We start from the raw sequence: 17,496 nt of genomic DNA, 5'->3' as shown, positions 1-17,496 counted from the left end.
GGCTCTTATTTCAACGGCCCTCACTCTTAATTCACAGGCAAAGTATAGCGTTCAGCGGCGCTTTTCTCCGTCTTTGTGTCCGATCGGGTAAGGTGACAGTTACATGGGGTTACCTATTTTACCGACTATTAAGTCGCGCACAATATAATTTACCGCTATATATTGCCGATAAGTACTCTGACCGCTCGATCCGCCTCAGGCGGAGGGGTCATCTATAAGGCCTGCAAGCCCCGCCTGTTTCACCTTAAACGCAGGGGCAGAAAGCTAATATTTTTCTTTTTTTGCCAGCACCATGGAAACTTTTATGACTATTACACAGCGTCTTTCACTCGCCTTTGGCTGTCTGCTAGCCGCGATAGTGATTTTATCCGGCTACGCCCTGTATGATCTGTCAGCCTCACAGGCCCGCTTTACTTACGTTGAGCATAACAACGTTCAAAGCATTATTAATATCAACAAGATTGTTAGCCAGGCTGGTGCGCTTCGCCTGCAGTTAAACCGCCATATGCTGGGTAATAACGATGCGCAGTGGTCGGCGTCAGAAAGTAGTATTGCCACGCTGCTACCCACGATGAAAGCGTTAATCGCAGCCTACCGCCAGAATAACCTCAAGGACCAGCATGACGGCGAGCTGGCTTTGCACACCGCAGAGGATCTGGTCACGGTGGAGCGGATGCTGCCCGAGTTTTATGCCTACTCGCGCCAGGATAACAATGTCCAGGCGCTGGCCCGCTTTGACAGTCCCGACGGCATGGCACAGGCCATTGGCCGGGTCGTTAAGGATCTACAGGAGCAGATCGCCTGGAACGTTCAGCTGGGCGACCACCTGAAGCAGGATGGCGACAGAGCCTACAGCCACTCATTACATATGATGATGGCGGTGGTGCTAGCCAGTATTATGCTGCCCGGTGTGTTTGGTTTCATCACCATGTTCAGGATCCGCCGTGGACTGCATTTGATGAAAAACACCCTGGCTGAAATCAGTGATTCACTCGATCTGAGCCGTACCATGCCCGTTAAAGGACGCGATGAGCTGGCCCAGGCCGCGACGGCATTCAATTCCCTGACCGGGCGCTTTCGTTCAGTGCTGGCGACGGTTATCACCTCAGCCGAGTCGGTAAATGTGGCCTCGCGAGAGATCGCGGCCGGAAATATTGATCTCTCCTCGCGCACCGAGGAACAGGCCGCCTCGCTGACGCAGACCACCGCCAGCATGCAGACTATGACCGAAGCGGTGAAGCAGACCACGGAAGGCACGCTTCGCGTCAGCCAGCTCGCGGGGCAGGCCGGACAGCAGGTTAAAGACAGCGATATCACCGTCAAAACCATGCTCTCCACCATGGAGGAGATCAGTCAGGGTTCCACGCGGATTTCCGACATTACCAGCGTGATTGAGGGCATTGCCTTTCAGACCAACATCCTGGCGCTTAACGCCGCCGTCGAGGCCGCAAGAGCCGGTGAGCAGGGCCGTGGCTTTGCGGTGGTGGCCAGTGAGGTACGGACGCTGGCGCAGCGATCGTCCACCTCAGCTAAAGAGATTAAGGCGCTGATCGAAAGTTCGGCCCAGCTGATCGCGCGCGGCGCAGACCAGGCTACGCAGGTCAATGAGCGCATGGAGAAGGTCAGACGCTCTGTCGAGGAAGTGAATGACCTGACGAAGGAGATCTCCACCCTGAGCCAGGAGCAAAGCATGGGGATCTCGCAGATTAACGTTGCGCTGTCGCAGATGGATGAAGTCACCCAGCAAAATGCTGCCTTAGTTGAAGAAGCTTCCGCTGCGGCCCAGTCACTTGAGGAGCAGGCAGAAAACCTCGGTAAGGCGGTCGCGGTATTTAGCTAACTCAGCGGGCCGCTCAGCCTTTTACCGGGCCGCGTCACGCCGTGGCAAGCGGGCAGCGATTTTGTGACGAGACATGAACAGGCTCCACGACGCTATCCATTCTTATCTATGCTTGGTAATCATTCGTTAACTACCGGGAAAGATTATGATTGTCAGAGGAATTGAGCATATTGGCCTTACCGTTTCAGACCTGCCCGCCGCCGAGCAATTTTTCATTAACGCGCTGGGTGCCAGCGTGTTGTACCGTATCGTGCCGTCAGGCCAGCCTGACAAGCAGGTAGAGGGTAAAGATATGACGCCGCTGAACGGTTTTCCGCCGGAGATGAAGGTGGTGGGCCTGGTGATGATGCGGCTTGGCAATGGTTGCAATGTTGAACTGTTTCAGATCGATCCCGGCGTCGATGATAAAGCCGCCAATATCAGTCAGGCGGGCGTCAACCACTTCTCAATCTACGTGGATGATATTAACCAGGCAGGAGAAGCGCTGCGGCGTCACGGCGGGGAGATGTTTGACGGCCCCAATCCCTGCTTTGCGCAGGAAGAGGGTGAAGGAAATCAGACCTGGTTCTGCCACACGCCCTTTGGCGTGCTGATTGAGCTTATTACCCTGCCCTCTTCCCTGCACTACGATAAAGAGGCAACGGACGTGCGCTGGCTGCCCGACAGCACCGCGCCGTAAAGACGTGCGGCACCGCCCTCCACATCCGGGGGCGGCACCGCGTGCTGCCTTAGCTGAAGACCTTAACCGCATTCACCAGGCGTCTTGCCTGGCATTTCATGCCCGACGCTCCCCGCATACTCTCCTCTGCCAGGGAGGTATTCTGTCGGGTGTTCTGATCCAGCGCTTCCACCGCCCGCGCCACCTGGCTCAGACCGGCTCCCTGCTCATGCGTCGCCAGGCTAATTTCATTTAGCAGATCTTTAACGTTCTGCACCTTATCCACCATTTGAGTGATCGCTTCACCTGCATCGCTGACCTGGCGGGTACCGGTCTGTATGTTTTGCGTGCTGGCCTCGATCAGCTGGCGTATCTCCTGCGCGGCCGATGCGCTGCGGTTCGCTAGGTTACGTACCTCGCTGGCGACCACGGCGAAACCTCTGCCCTGCTCGCCGGCGCGCGCCGCTTCAACCGCAGCGTTGAGCGCCAGAATGTTGGTCTGAAAGGCAATACTGTCGATAAGCGCAATCATCGTCGAAATCTGCGTTGAACTGCCCGCTATCTTATTCATGGTGTCGACCACGCTGAGCATTGATTCCCGCCCTTTGAACGCGGCATCACTGACGGTAACGGAGAAACTGTTTGCCTTATCGGTGCTGGCGACATTGTTTTCCACCGCCCGGGTGATTTGCTCCATTGCGGCGGCGGTCTGCTGCACGCTGTCGGCAGTGTGTTCGGTGCGCGATGCGATTTTTTCACTGTCCGTTGCCAGCCGATCGCTGGCGTGGTGTACGTCAGTCACCTGTTCCTGTACGTCATTGACCAGCCAGCGAAACATCAGCCCAAGCTGTCCGACAGCGCGAAGCGTCATGCCGATCTCATCAACGCGGTCAATCGGATCGACCTGGGTCTCAGCGCCCGTTGCGACCTTCAGCGCGACGCTGCTCACTTTTTCCAGCGGATGAACAATCTGCCATTCAAGCCAGGCACTGACGGCGATGGCCGCCAGCAGGGAAGAGACGGCAGCGAAAGCCAGCACCTGGCCATGCAGGCCGGTCATCAGGTAACTGAGCAGGGTAAACAGCCAGAAAAGGCCGGTGCTGCTGCGGATCCGCCAGCGCAGCGGCATCACTTTCAGCGCCGAAAAGCCTTTTGCTATTCCCGTCTTCAGCAGCAAGCCTTTATACAGCCGATGGTGCTGCAATTTCCCTTCACGCATTCTGGCGTAAAGCCGTTCGGCCGCCTCGATTTCTGCTACTGCGGGCTTGATGCGGACCGACATATAGCCGGTGATGGTGTTATTCCTGATAATGGGCACGACGTTGGCGCGGACCCAATAGTAATCGCCGTTTTTCCTGCGATTCTTAACCAACCCGGTCCAGGGCAGACCCTGCTTAATGGTGAACCACATATCCTGGAATGCGGCTTTAGGCATATCCGGATGGCGAACAATATTATGTGGCTGGCCTTCAATTTCATTTTGCTCATAGCCACTCACCTCAACAAAACTTTTGTTGGCATAGGTGATGTTCCCGTGAGGATCCGTGGTGGTCATCAGCGTGGTGTCATTATCAAGAACATATTCCGTAGTCGTACAGTGTAGCGATGTATGCGAACTCATAGGACGGCTCCCTGCAGGCTCATATTATTTGACTTATTCTTTGATGGCGGGTTATCGGCAAAACACGCCATAACTTTAAGGTTATAAACCTGTGGGAACCCGAGGCTTAAAAGGACTCCCAGCGCGCATCGGCCTGCGCGGGCAGGTCAGCGCTGAGAACCGATCTGCGGGTAGCACCCGACACCGCTTTCCGCGCGGCCGTCTCCTCTCCGGTGGTAAAAACGGAGATAACGCTGTCGAGCCGACCCGCTTCCTCACGCAGAGAGTCAGCCGCCGCAGCGGACTCCTCCACCAGGGAGGCGTTCTGTTGAGTGGTGGTGTCCATCTCCGCCATGGCCTGATTGATTTGGGCGATGCCCCGGTTCTGTTCATCCGACGCCGAGGCGATTTCGTGCATTATCTCGCTCACCTGCGCCACCGCCTTGATAATGTCACTCATCGTATTACCGGCGTTATCAACCTGCGCGCTACCGGCATTAACCTGTCGGACCGACTCTTTAATCAGCCCCTCAATTTCTTTCGCCGCCGAGGCGCTGCGCTGCGCGAGATTTCTGACCTCTCCGGCCACCACGGCGAACCCACGGCCGCTTTCGCCCGCGCGGGCCGCCTCAACGGCGGCGTTCAGCGCCAGAATATTGGTCTGGAACGCAATGCCGTTAATCACTGAGGTTATCTCCGATATGCGCAATGAGCTTACGCGAATATCCTCCATCGTCTGCACGACGCCCTCAACAACATTGCCGCCCTGGGTCGCAATCTGCGTGGCGTTACTGGCCAGCCTGCTGGCATGCAGCGCATTTTCACTGTTGAGTTTCACCGTTGAGGAGAGTTCTTCCATGCTGGAAGCGGTTTGTGACACGGCGGCAGCCTGCTCTTCGGTGCGCGAGGAGAGCTCTTCATTGCCGGCGGCAATTTCTGACGAGGCGTGGTTTACATGCTCCACCCCGTTACGGACGTTAAGAATGATGTCCTTCAGGTTACGACTCATCTCATTAACGGCCTGCAATAGCAGCCCAGGCTCATCTTTGCGCTGTGAAACGATCTCCTGACTTAAATCACCGCTGGAGATTTTCAGCGCCAGGCCCAGCGTGGCAGATAATGGCCGGGTAATGCTGCGGGTTATTTGCCACGCAAGCAGAATACTGAGGATCATGCCGATGATTGACACCATCCCAATGGTCCATTTTGACTGGCTGACAAAGCGGGATGAGATATTTTTTTGATAGTCAAAAAGGACGGCTATTGCGGCATCAAAGTTCTGACCATCCTGAACCAGCGTTTTGGCGGCAGTATTATGATTATGCCAGATGGTAATATACGCGCTGACGCTTTGCTGGGCCTGCTGTAGGGCCGCCATCGCATGATTTTTTAACGTGGCAATATCGCCGGTATCGGTCGCCACCGGCGCGGCATCAGCTGCGGCGCGCTCCAGCGCCTGAATCAGTTCCGCCGAGCTGCTGTCCGGCAGGCGGGAAAAGGAGGACGTCAGCATAGCGACTTCTTTCAGTTCTGAAGAAAGACGTTGCAGATTAAGCGCTTCATCGGTGGTCATGTCCGGGCGAAGCGCGATCTTATCAAGCTGTTTGGCAATAATATAAAAGGGAAGGATTTGCAGCGCCTCGCTGCGATCCATCATCTCTTTCATATCCGCGAAAAGGAGGTTTCGCTGCTTCACATAGATCTCCATCGCCTCCTTAACGCCGCGCAGGGCTTCTTTGCCCTCCGGTAACCATTTGAATGCGCTGACACGGCTAAACTGTTTTCTCAGCTCCTGCAATGCTTCCGCGTTTTTATCCGCATACTGCTGCTCATTCGTATATTGATACAACGTGCGGTTAAGACGGGCTTTATCAAAAGTGCCGACCATATCCACCGTAATGGTGCGGCGGCTGGAGTTATCCTGAATGGTATTCAGGCAGCTGGCGGTAATAACGGCCATGGCGATCATCGCGACAATGGCGATAAAAAAGCCAAAACCCAGTTTCGCGCTGACTTTCAAATTATAAAAAAAAGGTAAGAGAGGCATGATGTCATCATCCTGTTGAACCAGAGGGGATAAAGGCTTGCACTTTTATCCAGCACGTAAAATTCACCAGTAACAATATCGGCACTTAGAAGTAATACATTAGCTGTGCTTTAGGGGTAATTGCGAGGTTAGCGTTATATCATTAATTTTAGTGGAAATTTTTTACAGCCGGGCGGTAACCGCCTACAATACCGGCAGAAATAAAGAACTAAATCACTGATTTATTGAATAATTTCACCATATTTGGCTTTAATTACAAACGTACGCTTTCTTTATAAATGCGCATAAAAAGCAGCCAGAGTGCGTGCTTTGTAGGGTACGCCACGAGGAAAAGGTTTAAAGGGGTGCACCCTGCGATGGGGTGAGAAGCTCTTCAGGCACGCCTGAATAAACGAAAAGCGGTCGGGGGTGAAAAATAAAACCTCACTGTATGAGGTATTACCAGGAGAAAAAAGTGAACGCTTTTACGCTATTTTGCACCAGTGCCGATCTCAATCATCATACAGTCGACACAGGCATGACCACTTAAATGATGGGTGGTTGCATATTGCTTTGCGTGTTTCATTGAATAGAAAGTGCCTAAAAATGAAGCGCCTTTGCATTTTCTAAGCAATGGACAACCTTCATGATGGATATAATGCAAACTCCGTTTATTCTCCAGTGAGGTCTGGTAATATCTGTACTGATTCATTTTATAGCATCCACCCGGTTAAAAATTAGCAAATAAAAGACAAAAATTATTTTTTGATTGTAACAGACCAGCGATAAATAACGAAATCCATTTTACTGCCCTCTTGCTGTAATACATAACCCCCTGATAAACATCTGTTTGACCGGATATAAAACGGGGATATTAACAGCATGAGACAAGATGGTGCCTTTTCATTTCCCCGTTCATTAAATTGTAACATTTTAATTTTAAACCTTTTCTTAAGCCTAATAAAGGTGGTGTTCACGGATCGGATAGAAAGCATCAAACCCTCTTTACAAAAGAGTAAAAGCATTTATTAACCCTGTAGTGCAGGCGGCATAACTAAGATTACTCCACAAAAATACAAAAATATTATTTTCAGGAATTATCTCCTCACCCAGCTCCTGCTCTCATGTAAAGTATTGCTCACCCATTAATCTCTCAGTTCGATTAATATCATGTACTGTTCGCAAGGAGAATGCAGCGATGAGTAAATATTTTAAACGCCGGGAACCGACCAATCGACAGATTGTTGAAGCTAATGAACAGTGGGAAATATCCTTCTGGACACATGAACTTAATACAACGCAGGACAGCCTTAATCGCGCCATTAAAGAAGTGGGATCGGATAACGGTGATATTAGAAAATGGTTGGCGACTGCCAGAGAAAGCCGTTAATTTATTTTTTATATTTTTAACCCACTGTTTCTTATCGGGGAAAAAGGCCGGGGAAGGGCGTAATGCTAATCTCAATACGCATTTTTGAGACACAGATAATCCTTTAAGCCAAATCTTCTTTCCCCCTCACAGCGGTTTTACTGCTTAAGGCCAATTAATAGCGATCACCCGAAAAAATTGCATATTTTTTACATACCTGCCTGATGACTTAATCCAAAAAAAAGAATAGAATTAGCGAAAGCTGAATTTAATAAATTCATATTATAAAACAAGGCGTTGGTTTTTTGGTCATTATCCTCTCACCGGGTGAGGGGAGGAGGCGGGCATGCTGTTCAATCTGACTGGCGAAGATAATAAGTGCAGGGCAATCAATGCCCTGATAATGCACGATGAAAGTCGGGATGACGTGCTGGTCAGGTTCGTTAAACTTGCCGGACAGGCATTAGGTATACCGGGAAGTTTCATCTCCGTGCTGGATGATGAAAACCAATACATTAAAGCCGCGCACAATTTCCCCCTGCGTAAAGGCCCGCGAGAAGATGCTTTTTGCCGGTTCGTTTTTGAAAGCGGGCGTGAACTTATTATTCCAGATACCTATAACGACCCGGTATTTTTTAAGCATCCCCTCACGCTGGGTTATCCTTATATCCGGTTCTATGCTGGCGTCCCACTCAAAAACCGCGATGGTGTTACGCTTGGCACATTATGTGTAACGGATACCGTCGCCCACCCCTTCAGTGACGAGAAAATTAAAACGCTAAAACTCCTGGCGGGGCTGGTGATCTCTTTCCTGGAAGCCTGGCATTCGGCCGGATTTGTCGACCCGGCGACAGACCTGCCAAACAGAGAGCGGTTATTGCGCGATCTCCAACTGCTGGCACCAGGCGGACAAAAAAGTGATTACCGCCTGGTACTGATTGACTGTATGGAGATGTCTCGCGCCTATGAGCTGGCCAAATCATTAGGAATGGCAGCGGTTGAAGCGCTTCTGCGCGATATGGCGATACTTCTGCGCCTTCGGCTCAGGCTGGCACCCAGCCAGCTGCTTTATACGGTTGCTACCGGCCGGTTCGCCATTCTCATCCCTGCGTCTGGCGCGTATACCGCCAGTGAGATTAGCCGAAAGCTACAGGGCGTATGCGCGCACGTCGAAGAAACGATCTCTATAGAGCTGGCGGTTTATACCGGCGAAGTCACCTTCGACCCGGTTGCTCAACCCGCCCATGAAATCCTCAGAAGGGGTATCAGCGCGCTGAATGAAGGCATTAACCTGAAAATCCCTGCCTGTACCTTTGATGATGTCATCAACTCGCGGAAATATGCGGCAGTCTCGCTTATTGATGATCTGACCCGCGCGCTGGAGCAGGATGCGGGGCTTTATCTTGTCTACCAGCCCAAAGTCAGCATGTCGAGCGGTAAGCCCGTTGGGCTGGAAGCCCTAATCCGCTGGCATCATCCGGTCTATGGCGAACTCTCTCCCTCACTGTTCTTACCCCTGATCGATAACACCGAGCTTATGACTAAGCTATCCGACTGGGTCATCCACGGGGTTATTAAGCAACTCTCAACGTGGCAGGCAACCGCCCTGCTCCTGCCGGTCTCCATTAATATCAGGATCGCCGATTTCTCTCAGGATGGCTTCGCCGACAGGCTTGAGGATAAAATGTTCCAGGCTGGCCTGCCAACCTCCCTGCTGGGAATAGAGTGTCTGGAAACCGATCGTATTGTCGAGAATCGCACTGCCTTATATGGCCTTGAGATGCTTAAGCTGCGCGGGTTCGTCATTGCTCTGGATGATTTCGGTGCAGGCTATAGCAATATTAGCTATCTGCGAAGAATGCCGCTTGATGTTATTAAACTCGACATGTCGCTGATTCGTGAGTTATCTGGCAATACCGCCACGCGAATCATTGCCCGCAGCGTCATTCAAATGCTTAAAAACCTCGACTATATCGTCATTGCTGAGGGCGTGGAGGATGCCGATACCAGCCATCTGCTGCAAAGTTACGGCTGCGATCAGGCCCAGGGTTACTATTACTCAAAGGCGCTTGAGCCAAAAGCACTGGAAAGTTGGCTTTACTGGCAGCTTCGGGATTCACTACGCTGAATAGCGTGACCATTGTATGCATCTCCCGCACGTTAACCACCTTACGCTGCGCAAAAGGATCGGCCCTGGATTTAAAATGAAAAAAAGCATTTTTTTTGGCGACACAGATCTTTTCAGCATTAAAGGCGAACAGGTCTGTAAAGAATATGATGACTACGGCAACGTGACGGTAACAGACGATCGTAAATACCGCATCATGAGCTTCTACAGCATATATGAACAAACCCGAATGCGGATTGATACGCCCTTTTTACCCGTTCATAATTATATCAAAGCGATGCTGATGGGTATTACGCTAAGCCCGGCGGATTCGGTGCTTATTCTTGGACTGGGAGGGGGAAGTCTGGTTCGGGCATTGGATCACTATGACCCGTCATTAAAAGTCAGCGTCGTTGAGCTGAGAAAAACAGTGCTGAATGTGGCGCGGAAATATTTCTCACTGCCAGAAAATAATAATATTACCTATCATATTGATGACGCGGAAGCTTTTATCTCCCGGCAAAGCGGAAAAAGTTACTCCCATATATTTTCTGATTTGTACACCGCCGATGCGATGCTTCCTCTGCAGGAAAACACGCTTTTCTTCGATAGCTGTATCAGAAACCTGCGCCCGGACGGCTGGCTTATTCTGAACTATCATCAGATGCCCGCTTTAAACTCCCCGCTGTTCACGTCACTGATAAATCAGTTTCGCACAGTGCTCTACTGTCGCGTACCCAGTGGGAACGTCGTTCTGTACTGCAGTGACAAAACGGATCTGGCGGATTTGACAGTACTCAGAAAAACGCTGAGCGCGACGGGTACGCTCTTTTCATGCGATTTCTGGCCGCTGGCGCGTACGCTTGCCAGCCTGAAAGATAAAGTTTGCAGCAAAAGCGCAATTTAGTCTGGACCTAAAATGAGACGATTCTTAGTAATGAATATTGTTTATTTAAGTGATTGTTTTACCGCGCATTTAAAAACTTAACAAGCTAACCATTTGATGTAAAAGCATTTTAAACTGAAGGTCAGCCTTGTCAAAGCGCCTGTATGTTATATGCTTTAAAAGCTCATAAGCGCCTACCCAGGTGCAGGTGACTCAGGGACGAGCTCACCTTTTACGTCTGCATCCAAAAAAATCAGCAGAAAAGCCCCCTACGGGACTTAACCTGGCCGCCTTTGATGAATTCCTCATCATTTAACCGCAATTTAAAATCAGGGCTTATGACTGATTCTTTTCTGAAGTCGGGAAATCTGGTCGGTGATATCAGCCGTACGTTCCGCCAGACCTCGTATCGCACTGGCAATCACAGAAAAGCCCCGCCCATGTATCCCCGCCCGGGCTGCTTCAATACTGGCATTGAGTGAAATAAGCTTAATCTGCGCCGCGATATTGCCATTTTCTGAGACCAGTTCGGCGATCTCTTTTGCTGTTTCTGCGGTACTTTCCAGCCTGCTCTTTTCCATTTTGTCGTGAACCAGACGGTCCTTATGGGACTGGATGTCAATCAGCGCACCAACCGCCCTCAGTGGCGTTCCATCCGCCGAGCGTCGGGTCTGTCCCCGGGCGCGGAACCAGCGATATTCGCCACTGCGAAGCATTAAGCGATACTCAAGGTCGAAACCCGTCTGACCGCTTTTATCCATCAGATGGGCGCCAAAAGCATCCAGCGTAAACCCTTTATCTTCCGGATGCAGACGTGAAGCCCAGCTTTCAAGCACATCAGGAAACTCTTCAACGGTTTCAAAGCCCAATAATCTTTTGAACTGCGGGGACCACCAGAAGACGTTGGAAGGATTCATGGGATTGCCATTGATGATATTCAGATCCCATAATCCATCGTTCAGCATCTCTCGTGAGAGGTTAAAGCGGGTAGAGAGGATCTCATATTCGGTGTTGTGATCGACAACGTCCTGAATATTTTCAATTATCCCGGTCAGCAGGGCGGCAGAATGCGCATCACCGGAAACGTATTTAGCGGCGACGCTAAACCACTGCCAGCCCTGATCCTCTACAAGAATACGATACCTGCCCGGCTTTGCTTCCGTGCCGATAGCATGATTCACCGCGTGTCGGATAAACAGCCGGAAAGCCTCTCTCTCATCACCATGAACCCGCTGAATCAGGTCAGCCAGCGTCATGCTGGCCGTAGGGGGCAGGTTAAGCAGCCCACATGCTTTAGATGAAAGCCAGACGCTGGTCGTTGGCTGATAATTTTCGCCCTCGATCGCCCATACCCCTTGCCCGGAGATTGCCATCAGGCTTTGGAGTAATACGTGATCTTTACTGTCCTGACAGCGGGCGGGCTGTAATTCATTCACGACGGGTATATCAGGGTGTATTACGGTTCTGGCGACCTTTTTTCTCATTATATGTTTTAGCATTGCGTTATCCTCTGGTGTGTTTCTGCTGTGTACAATAACTTCCTTAGTTGTACAGCTACGGTTATCGGCAGAAATGCTAAAAAATTTGATTGAGGAGGGAAATTAAATTGTGAGACGACAGTACATTCCGTCAGGAGAAAGGAATTAGATAACACTTTATGCTGGTTTATCAGCACCCCGCGTGAAAAACACCAGACCTGGATTGACGCGAAAAAATTTCAGGGCCTGGCCCCTGCCTGCCTGCGGCCTAACCCCACGCTCGCCATAAGTGCACCCAGCGCGATAAGTGCGACAGCGACTAGCGCCTCACTCTGCGGGCTGGCCAGGGAGATCATCAGCTGCATTGTAAGGTCGCTATATCCCTCGCCCCCAGCGGCACCGCGCCACGCCATAGTATGGGTAACGACGGGCATCAGGCACGTCACGCACCACAGCAATAGCAGCACCCGCGCAATACCACGGGGAAGGCTTCTGCCATATCTGTTTATCTTAAGTCTTAATAATCCATAAACTAATCCACCGCCCACGATCAGGATCGCTGAATGGATAAGCGCAAAGAAAAGAGTCACACCATGCATCTGTTCTGTCATTGTTTCTCCCTGAATTTCCCAATCATGCGTTCTGTCAGCAGGTTCCTATAAGCCTACACAACTCATGGGTTAAAATACAAATTTTTCTTATGTTATAAGGTTATTTTATTGTTACGCGAGGGCATGAGAGGCGTCTATTTTGTCATTTGATAGCGGCGCAATTCCCCTGGCTGGGGAAGTCTGAATGGACATCTTTAGGAAGGGATTGGTAGTGAGCTTCTCAGCAGGTTTTTTATTGAGTATCAAGGGTCGAGCCCTGCCAATAAGCAGAACTTCGGGCGCTTGATGCGCTAACCAGAGCGCCCTGTAGCGGTCCATGCCCTGTTTGCGTTATGCATGGTGCAACCGGCGGGCAGAGCAAAGTATCACCCTTAATTTTCAGATGCGTACAGGGAAAATGTCCAGGTGTGAACAGGGAACATCACCAGATGCGTATAGGGAAACAAACCAGGGGATAAGAATGCAGGAGGTAATCGCCTCCCGGATAATGCTCCGACGGAAGGCACTTGTTAACATCGTTGTGACGCCGCCGGCCTGCGGGAGAGGATGTAGCCTAGTGCCTCCGCGTGCCGTCTGCGGGACCGTCGTTATTTAAAACGTGAATAACAGTGTCGCGATCGCTGTCATTGAGCACCGCCTGAGAACGCCCGGCCGCGAGGTAACGTCTGATTTCGCTGATGGCGAATTTGCAGGCACTTTTTAATTCAACGTCTTTTTCGGCAGCCGCCATTGCATTCAGTTGTTCCAGCAGCGCTGTGGTGCTGACGGGCGCAGCACCGCGCAGGAGTGCAAGTACGGCTTCGCCGAGCAAAATATCAGCCAGCTTTTCTTGTTTATTTCTTAGCATGCCACTTCTCGGATTCTGTTGAGAACGTAAAACTTACTCTCCACGGCCAAAAAGCATACCGATAAGCTCCTGCAGATGCTTTTCCTGCTCAGAACCAGAGGCGAGTTCCAGACGACGCAGCAGTTTGGTACAGAGGGCTTTACGATTTAGATTTCCACCCGCCCGCAGGATCTCAACCACGATTTGTCCCATGGTTTCCTGCTGCGAGGGCATTACAGATTCATTAAAATAGCGTCTGATATCGGCTTCAATTACTGGATTTGAGCTGTCCTGGCGCATGTAAATGCCTCTACGTCGTTAAGTTTAGAAAGTGTTGATGTTACTGAGCGCTAAAGTTATACATCTTTTTTAAAGTTGTACAGAGATAACGTTTTTACGATACCTTTATTCTTTTGCAAAAAATGCTTAGCCTTGTTTATCAACGAATTATAAATAACCTGCAGAAAGCAATACAACGTGTGAACGTTACAGGACGGGTATCAGTTTTATGTACAGGTAAGAAGATATGCGGTTGGGCAATCGGCCTGTTAGCCTAAAAGCCCGCCCCGGCTGCGGCTTACACCGCGCAGACGCGGCGTGGGTTACTCCAGGTTCTGTTATCTCGCGCATCCGTGCGCCCAACGGTCGCTTATCAATATGACTCCACCTTCAGCACGGGCTGTACAGTTTTTCAGGCATGACTACCTCTGGTCAGGCTTAACGCGCTATGGCCACCTCGTCCAAACTGAAATCTGCCAGGCCCTTAAGGCTACCGGAGCATTGAACCCGGTCGGGTGCGTCAGAAGGAGCCTCTGTCGCCTGGCCGCGCTGTCTGAAGCGCTGCAGCCATCTCCGGGTGGCCCAAATGTCGAGCAGGCGTTCATCATCCTCTTCCTTCTCACCCATTTCTGCCAGCCTGCCGAGCAGCGCGGCTACGCTGATTTCTACCTTAAAGGAGAGCAGGCTTATCGCTGCCTCACCCATTATGACGTACCGTTTTTTTTCATCATCACCTATAAACATGGAGAACCTCCGGTACGTTAAGTTATTAGAATATCTGCCTGACACTGCAAACATTAATACACATTAATTTTTTTTGCTTTTTAATTAGCTGACAGGAAACCTATGAATGAAAGAGGTATAAACGATTGAAGTTAAATTTTTATTAAGTTACTGATTAAAATAGAATTTAAAGGCATAACCAATCACGTAAGGTATTATCATTCGGTCGATTTAATTTTGTGAATACAAATTTTAGTATCGTGACTATAAAGATATTTTTAGCAATATTTCCCCATCATAGTTTTACCTTCGTTGTTTGCAGAGAGGTTAATACCTGCCTGGTGACAGGGCGGTGTTGTTTGCAGGAGGGTCAAAACCTGCTCCGGTGAGAGGGCTATGTTGTTTGCAGCAAGGTCAACATTTGCTCCGTGACAGGACTGTGTTGTTTGTAGGCAGGTCAAAACCCGCTCCGGTGATCAGGCTATGTTGCGGGTCAGAACGCCGGGGCGCCGTAAACCCCTCCCTGGGGGCTTCACTGCCGCATCCCTGCGGCAGAGACCCGGCTTATCTGCTCCGCAACACCGCCTTCTGGCGCGGTATTGTTTGCAGCAAGGTCAACACCTGCTCAGTGACAGGACTGTGTTGTTTGCAGGAAGATCAAAACCGGTTCCGGTAACAAGGCTATGTTGCGGGTCAGAACGCCGGGGCGCCGTAAACCCATCCCTGGGGGCTTCACTGCCGCATCCCTGCGGCAGAGACCCGGCTTATCTGCTCCGCAACACCGCCTTCTGGCCGCTGAGTGGCCTGCGGATTCTCTGGCAGTGGCTAAGGTCAAAACCTGCTCCGATTACGACAGCCTTATCTGCCGAATATTTTGTAGGCCCGAGCCGGACGTGGGGAGGTTTGTTTGCAGCGACTGTATAGCCCGAGGCCAGGCGGGGACCGTTGGCTTAGCGGACTGTCGAGCGCAGGGATGCGCGAGCCGAGCCCACACGGACGTGCCTGCGGCGGGTCCGCGTGACAACGGTCCCCGCAGGGCTTTGCACCTTATCATCGCAACGATAATAAACGTTGCAGATGCCAGCCAGATCAACGCCTGCTCAGTGACAGGGCTGTGTTGTTTGCAGGCAGGTCAAAACCTGCTTCGGTGATCAGGCTATGTTGCGGGTCAGAACGCCGGGGCGCCGTAAACCCATCCCTGGGGGCTTCACCGCCGCATCCCTGCGGCAGAGACCCGGCTTATCTGCTCCGCAACACCGCCTTCTGGCCGCTGAGTGGCCTGCGGATTCTCTGGCAGTGGCTAAAGTCAAAACCTGATCCGTTCACGACGGCCTTATCTGCCGAAAGTTTTGTAAGCCGGGGCCGGACGTGGGGAGGTTTGTTTGCAGCGACTGTATAGCCCGAGGCCAGGCGGGGACCGTTGGCAGAGCGGACCGTCGAGCGCAGGGATGCGCGAGCCGAGCCCACACGGACGTGCTTGCGGCGGGTACGCGTGACGACGGTCCCCGCAGGGCTTAGCACCTTATCACCGCAACGGCAGCAAACATCCCAGATGCCAGGCAGGTCAAAATCCGCTCCGGTGACAGGGCTGTGTTGTTTGAAAGAAGGTCAACACCCGCTCCGGTGGCAGGACTGTGTTGCTTGCAGGCAGGTCAAAACCTGCTCCGGCGACAGGGCTATGTTGCGGGTCAGAACGCCGGGGCGCCGTAAACCCATCCCTGGGGGCTTCACTGCCGCATCCCTGCGGCAGAGACCCGGCTTATCTGCTCCGCAACACCGCCTTCTGGCCGCTGAGTGGCCTGCGGATTCTCTGGCAGTGGCTAAAGTCAAAACCTGATCCGTTCACGACGGCCTTATCTGCCGAAAGTTTTGTAAGCCGGGGCCGGACGTGGGGAGGTTTGTTTGCAGCGACTGTATAGCCCGAGGCCAGGCGGGGACTGTTGGCTGAGCGGACTGTCGAGCGCAGGGATGCGCGAGCCGAGCCCACACGGACGTGCTTGCGGCGTGTCCGCGTGACGACGGTCCCCGCAGGGCTTAGCACCTTATCACCGCAACGGCAGCAAACATCCCAGATGCCAGGCAGGTCAAAATCCGCTCCGGTAGCAGGGCTGGGACGTGGGGAGGTTTCTTTGCAGCGACTGTATAGCCCGAGCCCACACGGACGTGCCTGCGGCGTGTCCGCGTGACAACGGTCCCCGCAGGGCTTTGCACCTTATCATCGCAACGATAATAAACGTTGCAGATGCCAGCCAGGTCAACGCCTGCTCAGTGACAGGACTGTGTTGTTTGCAGGCAGATCAAAACCTGCTTCGGTGACAGGGCTATGTTGCGGGTCAGAACGCCGGGGCGCCGTAAACCCCTCCCTGGGGGCTTCACTGCCGCATCCCTGCGGCAGAGACCCGGCTTTTCTGCTCCGCAACACCGCCTTCTGGCCGCTGAGTGGCCTGCGGGTTCTCTGGCAGTGGCTAAAGTCAAAACCTGATCCGATCACAACGGCCTTATCTGCCGAAAGTTTTGTAGGCCCGAGCCGGACGTGGGGAGGTTTCTTTGCAGCGACAACATTGCCAGCGGCCAGGCGGGGACCGTTGGCTTAGCGGACCGTCGAGCGCAGGGATGCGCGAGCCGAGCCCACACGGATGTGCCTGCGGCGTGTCCGCGTGACAACGATCCCCGCAGGGCTTTGCACTGCATCACCGCAATGACAGCAAACGTCACAGATGCCAGCCAGGTCAAAATCCGCTCCGGTGACAGGGCTGGGACGTGGGGAGGTTTCTTTACAGCGACTGTATAGCCCGAGGCCAGGCGGGGACCGTTGGCTGAGCGGACCGTCGAGCGCAGGGATGCGCGAGCCGAGCCCACACGGACGTGCCTGCGGCGTGTCCGCGTGACAACGGTCCCCGCAGGGCTTTGCACCTTATCATCGCAACGATAATAAACGTTGCAGATGCCAGCCAGGTCAACGCCTGCTCAGTGACAGGACTGTGTTGTTTGCAGGCAGGTCAAAACCTGCTCAGTGACAGGACTGTGTTGTTTGCAGGCAGGTCAAAACCTGCTCCGGTGATCAGGCTATGTTGCGGGTCAGAACGCCGGGGT

Annotated in this window: 12 protein-coding genes; 5 read left to right on the top strand and 7 right to left on the bottom strand. The window is 52.3% G+C overall.

Going from position 1 to position 17,496, the window contains the following annotated elements:
- Positions 1-304 precede the first annotated feature (304 nt).
- Both AAGR22_RS05100 and AAGR22_RS05095 read left to right on the top strand, forming a co-directional pair.
- Entirely contained in the window at positions 305-1,840 is a 1,536-nt protein-coding gene (locus tag AAGR22_RS05100) for a methyl-accepting chemotaxis protein (RefSeq protein ID WP_345830691.1), read from the top strand.
- A 145-nt stretch (positions 1,841-1,985) separates the two neighbouring features.
- Entirely contained in the window at positions 1,986-2,519 is a 534-nt protein-coding gene (locus AAGR22_RS05095; RefSeq protein WP_345830689.1) for a VOC family protein, read from the top strand.
- A gap of 49 nt (positions 2,520-2,568) precedes the next feature.
- On the opposite strand, the gene AAGR22_RS05090 is transcribed toward AAGR22_RS05095, so the two are convergent.
- Both AAGR22_RS05090 and AAGR22_RS05085 read right to left on the bottom strand, forming a co-directional pair.
- A complete protein-coding gene (locus tag AAGR22_RS05090) occupies positions 2,569-4,119 on the bottom strand; it encodes a PAS domain-containing methyl-accepting chemotaxis protein (RefSeq protein WP_067706395.1) in 1,551 nt (516 codons plus the stop codon).
- Positions 4,120-4,225: 106 nt separating this feature from the next.
- Entirely contained in the window at positions 4,226-6,145 is a 1,920-nt protein-coding gene (locus AAGR22_RS05085) for a methyl-accepting chemotaxis protein (protein WP_345830687.1), read from the bottom strand.
- A gap of 1,177 nt (positions 6,146-7,322) precedes the next feature.
- Between AAGR22_RS05085 and AAGR22_RS05080 the strand changes: the two genes are divergently transcribed.
- From AAGR22_RS05080 to AAGR22_RS05070, 3 genes are all read left to right on the top strand, one after another.
- A complete protein-coding gene (locus tag AAGR22_RS05080) occupies positions 7,323-7,514 on the top strand; it encodes a DUF3606 domain-containing protein (protein ID WP_345830685.1) in 192 nt (63 codons plus the stop codon).
- A gap of 325 nt (positions 7,515-7,839) precedes the next feature.
- Entirely contained in the window at positions 7,840-9,621 is a 1,782-nt protein-coding gene (locus AAGR22_RS05075; RefSeq protein WP_345830683.1) for an EAL domain-containing protein, read from the top strand.
- Between the two features lie 76 nt (positions 9,622-9,697).
- Positions 9,698-10,507, top strand: a complete 810-nt coding sequence (locus AAGR22_RS05070) for a hypothetical protein (protein WP_067706407.1) — start codon at positions 9,698-9,700, stop codon at positions 10,505-10,507.
- A 308-nt stretch (positions 10,508-10,815) separates the two neighbouring features.
- Here the strand turns inward: AAGR22_RS05070 and AAGR22_RS05065 are convergent, their stop codons facing one another.
- The 5 genes from AAGR22_RS05065 to AAGR22_RS05045 form a co-directional block, all read right to left on the bottom strand.
- Positions 10,816-11,985 (bottom strand): PAS domain-containing methyl-accepting chemotaxis protein, encoded by a 1,170-nt coding sequence (locus AAGR22_RS05065; RefSeq protein WP_345830681.1) that lies wholly within the window; start codon positions 11,983-11,985, stop codon positions 10,816-10,818.
- A gap of 218 nt (positions 11,986-12,203) precedes the next feature.
- Positions 12,204-12,575, bottom strand: a complete 372-nt coding sequence (locus tag AAGR22_RS05060) for a hypothetical protein (protein ID WP_345830679.1) — start codon at positions 12,573-12,575, stop codon at positions 12,204-12,206.
- Positions 12,576-13,128: 553 nt separating this feature from the next.
- Positions 13,129-13,422, bottom strand: coding sequence for a hypothetical protein (locus tag AAGR22_RS05055; RefSeq protein ID WP_067706419.1), 294 nt, complete (start codon positions 13,420-13,422; stop codon positions 13,129-13,131).
- A gap of 33 nt (positions 13,423-13,455) precedes the next feature.
- On the bottom strand, positions 13,456-13,701 hold the full coding sequence (gene ycgZ, locus AAGR22_RS05050; RefSeq protein ID WP_067706422.1) for a regulatory protein YcgZ: 246 nt from the start codon (positions 13,699-13,701) through the stop codon (positions 13,456-13,458).
- Between the two features lie 417 nt (positions 13,702-14,118).
- Positions 14,119-14,424, bottom strand: a complete 306-nt coding sequence (locus tag AAGR22_RS05045) for a hypothetical protein (RefSeq protein ID WP_345830676.1) — start codon at positions 14,422-14,424, stop codon at positions 14,119-14,121.
- Positions 14,425-17,496: the final 3,072 nt, after the last annotated feature.

The organism is Erwinia sp. HDF1-3R (genome assembly GCF_039621855.1).
Lineage (GTDB): Bacteria > Pseudomonadota > Gammaproteobacteria > Enterobacterales > Enterobacteriaceae > Erwinia.
The sequence above is the reverse complement of the archived record's forward strand: the minus strand, read 5'-3'. Positions and strand labels throughout refer to the sequence as shown.

Bases quoted from the DNA above. Each gene is read 5' to 3' on its own strand.
- AAGR22_RS05085 (WP_345830687.1), bottom strand. From the start codon at position 6,145: ATGCCTCTCTTACCTTTTTTTTATAATTTGAAAGTCAGCGCGAAACTG.
- AAGR22_RS05055 (WP_067706419.1), bottom strand. From the start codon at position 13,422: ATGCTAAGAAATAAACAAGAAAAGCTGGCTGATATTTTGCTCGGCGAA.
- AAGR22_RS05100 (WP_345830691.1), top strand. From the start codon at position 305: ATGACTATTACACAGCGTCTTTCACTCGCCTTTGGCTGTCTGCTAGCC.
- ycgZ (WP_067706422.1), bottom strand. From the start codon at position 13,701: ATGCGCCAGGACAGCTCAAATCCAGTAATTGAAGCCGATATCAGACGC.
- AAGR22_RS05070 (WP_067706407.1), top strand. From the start codon at position 9,698: ATGAAAAAAAGCATTTTTTTTGGCGACACAGATCTTTTCAGCATTAAA.
- AAGR22_RS05060 (WP_345830679.1), bottom strand. From the start codon at position 12,575: ATGACAGAACAGATGCATGGTGTGACTCTTTTCTTTGCGCTTATCCAT.
- AAGR22_RS05045 (WP_345830676.1), bottom strand. From the start codon at position 14,424: ATGTTTATAGGTGATGATGAAAAAAAACGGTACGTCATAATGGGTGAG.
- AAGR22_RS05065 (WP_345830681.1), bottom strand. From the start codon at position 11,985: ATGCTAAAACATATAATGAGAAAAAAGGTCGCCAGAACCGTAATACAC.
- AAGR22_RS05095 (WP_345830689.1), top strand. From the start codon at position 1,986: ATGATTGTCAGAGGAATTGAGCATATTGGCCTTACCGTTTCAGACCTG.
- AAGR22_RS05075 (WP_345830683.1), top strand. From the start codon at position 7,840: ATGCTGTTCAATCTGACTGGCGAAGATAATAAGTGCAGGGCAATCAAT.
- AAGR22_RS05090 (WP_067706395.1), bottom strand. From the start codon at position 4,119: ATGAGTTCGCATACATCGCTACACTGTACGACTACGGAATATGTTCTT.
- AAGR22_RS05080 (WP_345830685.1), top strand. From the start codon at position 7,323: ATGAGTAAATATTTTAAACGCCGGGAACCGACCAATCGACAGATTGTT.